The sequence below is a fragment of the Methanobrevibacter sp. genome, from assembly GCF_045220775.1.
Lineage (GTDB): Archaea > Methanobacteriota > Methanobacteria > Methanobacteriales > Methanobacteriaceae > Methanocatella.
In genome coordinates this window covers 1-2614 of record NZ_JBGUWC010000146.1, presented here as the reverse complement: position 1 = coordinate 2614, position 2614 = coordinate 1, and the positions used below count along the sequence as shown (strand labels likewise).

3 protein-coding genes are annotated in these 2614 nt (G+C 37.0%); 2 read left to right on the top strand and 1 reads right to left on the bottom strand.

Annotated features, from left to right (window positions below; translation table 11 throughout):
• Positions 1–146: 146 nt before the first annotated feature.
• Complete coding sequence (locus ACJROP_RS09560) at positions 147–578, bottom strand: peptidylprolyl isomerase (RefSeq protein ID WP_292607580.1); 432 nt, start codon at positions 576–578, stop codon at positions 147–149.
• Between the two features lie 70 nt (positions 579–648).
• Between ACJROP_RS09560 and ACJROP_RS09555 the strand changes: the two genes are divergently transcribed.
• Together ACJROP_RS09555 and ACJROP_RS09550 are read left to right on the top strand one after the other, a co-directional pair.
• On the top strand, positions 649–1809 hold the full coding sequence (locus ACJROP_RS09555) for an acetylornithine transaminase (RefSeq protein ID WP_406535239.1): 1161 nt from the start codon (positions 649–651) through the stop codon (positions 1807–1809).
• 23 nt (positions 1810–1832) lie between these two features.
• Positions 1833–2534: a hypothetical protein gene (locus ACJROP_RS09550; protein WP_406535238.1), complete on the top strand. Its 702-nt coding sequence runs from the start codon at positions 1833–1835 to the stop codon at positions 2532–2534.
• Positions 2535–2614: the final 80 nt, after the last annotated feature.

Genomic DNA, 2614 nt, shown 5'->3' with positions numbered 1-2614 from the left:
GAATCATGTGCTTAAGTTGGGCATAGTCATCATGATAATTTTAGATGTACCTTTAAAATGAGAGCAATTTTTTAAAATTCGCACAATTTTTTCTTTAAAAATAGTTTAATAAGTTAAAATAAAAAAAAGAAGTTGAAAGATAAGTTCTATCTTTCTTCAATGGTCACTTTGTTCATGACGTCTCCTTGTTGGATTGCATTGACAACATCCTGACCTTTAATTACTTGACCGAATACGGTGTGAACACCGTCTAAATGTGGTTGTGGGGAGTGAGTAATGAAGAATTGGCTTCCACCAGTGTCTTTACCTGCGTGTGCCATTGATAATGCTCCGGTTCCGTGTCTGTGTGGGTTTCCTTCAGTTTCACATTTGATGGTGTAACCAGGTCCTCCGGTACCGTTACCTTTAGGACATCCTCCTTGAATTACAAAGTTTGGGATTACTCTGTGGAAAGTTAATCCATCATAAAATCCTTCGTTTGCTAATTTTTCAAAGTTGGCTACAGTGCCTGGAGCTTCATTCGGGAATAATTCCAATTCAATATTTCCTTTATCAGTTTCGATTATAGCGACTTTCATTTTATCACCTATTTTTAAATAATATTAATATTATAAATATTAATGATTAAATAGTTTATGGAGGCATTATATGAATACTCAGGAATTAATAAAAATAGAAGATGATTATTTCATAAACACTTTCACTAGACAACCTGTCGTACTGGATCATGGTGAAGGTGTAAAGGTAACTGACATTGATGGAAATGAATATTTGGACATGTTTGCAGGTATTGCCGTTAATGCTTTAGGTCATAATCATCCTAAACTCGTAAAGGCAATACAGGAACAAGCAGAAAAACTAATTCACATTTCAAGCATCTATTACAATGAACCGGCTTTGATCTATGCAAAAAAATTGATTGAAATGACCAGCTTTGACAGAATCTTTTATGCAAACAGCGGTGCTGAGGCAAATGAAGGAGCTATCAAACTGGCAGTGAAATACACCGGAAAAAGCGAAGTCATATCAACTGTCGAATCATTCCACGGAAGAACAGTCGTGACACTTGCTGCAACCGGACATGAACATTATCACGAACCGTTCAAGGCAATACTTCCTAAAGGTTTCATAAATGTTCCATACAATGATATTGAAGCAATTAAAGAAGCAATAACCGAAAATACTGCAGCAATCATTGTCGAACCTATTCAGGGTGAAGGCGGAATTAACATCCCTGATATGGAATATCTCAAGGAAATAGAAAAAATCTGTCATGAAAAGGGCATTGTTTTCATTGTAGATGAAGTTCAGACAGGTTTTGGAAGATGCGGAACACTGTTTGCACATGAACTCTTTGATGTAAAACCGGACATCATGACAATGGCTAAAGGTATCGGTGGAGGAGTTCCAATGGGTGGAATCCTTGCAACAGAAAAGGTTGCCAGTGCATTCGTACCTGGAGATCACGGAACCACTTTCGGTGGAGGACCTCTTGTCTGTGCTGCAGCTAATGCGGTTTTGGACACAATCGTTGATGAAAATATCCTTGACAATGTCAATGAGGTTGGAGACTACTTCATTTCAGAACTTAAGAAATTGGACAAGGATGTAATAGCTGAAGTAAGAGGAAAAGGTCTTATGGTTGGTCTTGAACTCACCAAACCTGGAGCTGAATATGTGGACAAACTCCGAGAAGCAGGATTTTTAATCAACTGTACTGCGGATAAGGTCTTGAGATTCGTTCCGCCACTTATAATTACAAAAGAAGAAGTCGACGAGTTTGTAAAAGCTTTGGATGAAATTTTGTAAAAAATTAACAAGGGGTTTTGTTTATGGCAAGGCGGGTAGAATATTTATGCAATAGTTGTGGATATACTTACACTTCCATAGATGAAATATTTTGGATTGATGAAACAGGTCAGGTTAACATAAAGCCGTTGGTAAAGTCAACATCTGCAGAAAGCTCAATCGCACCGGTCAAAGGATTTTTTGCTAAATATTATTGCTATGGATGTCAAAAATTCGTAAATAAATTCATAATATATAAAAAATCCCCTGAAATGGATGACGGTGAGATAATTCAGATGATTGAGGATTCCAGTGATGATTCAAAAATCATTCAGTTTGACGATGAGTTTCAAAGATGCATAGAATGCGGAAGCGAACTTGCTTCAAAGGCCGATTACTCATTTGCACTGGATACGGATGATGAATTCCACATTGGTGAAGACGATTATGACTTTTCTGCTGGCAATAAATTCAAATTTGCCGGAATTTATCATGGTTATTTCTGTTCAAACTGCAAAAAGCAAATCAACAAATTTGTAATAACTGAAAACAATGCAAATTTCACAGATTCTGAAATCAAGGCCGTTCTGAACGAGCATACCAATGACCTGACAATATTCATTCGCCGTGATTTTGATATTTGTCCTGATTGCGGTGAAGAGGTATACTACCTGAATCAGAATTCCACATGCCCGAAATGCAGAAAAGATAGTTTAACCGTCGTAGGTCATATGATGGTGGACTAAATCTTTCCTTTTCTTTTTTTCAATACTTTCTCAAGAGATGTAGAAATCTCCAATGTTTCAATCTTATCCAGATTGGCCCA

What these genes read in the sequence shown, in the direction of transcription:
- ACJROP_RS09560 (WP_292607580.1), bottom strand. Translation starts at nt 578, where the DNA reads ATGAAAGTCGCTATAATCGAAACTGATAAAGGAAATATTGAATTGGAA.
- ACJROP_RS09555 (WP_406535239.1), top strand. Translation starts at nt 649, where the DNA reads ATGAATACTCAGGAATTAATAAAAATAGAAGATGATTATTTCATAAAC.
- ACJROP_RS09550 (WP_406535238.1), top strand. Translation starts at nt 1,833, where the DNA reads ATGGCAAGGCGGGTAGAATATTTATGCAATAGTTGTGGATATACTTAC.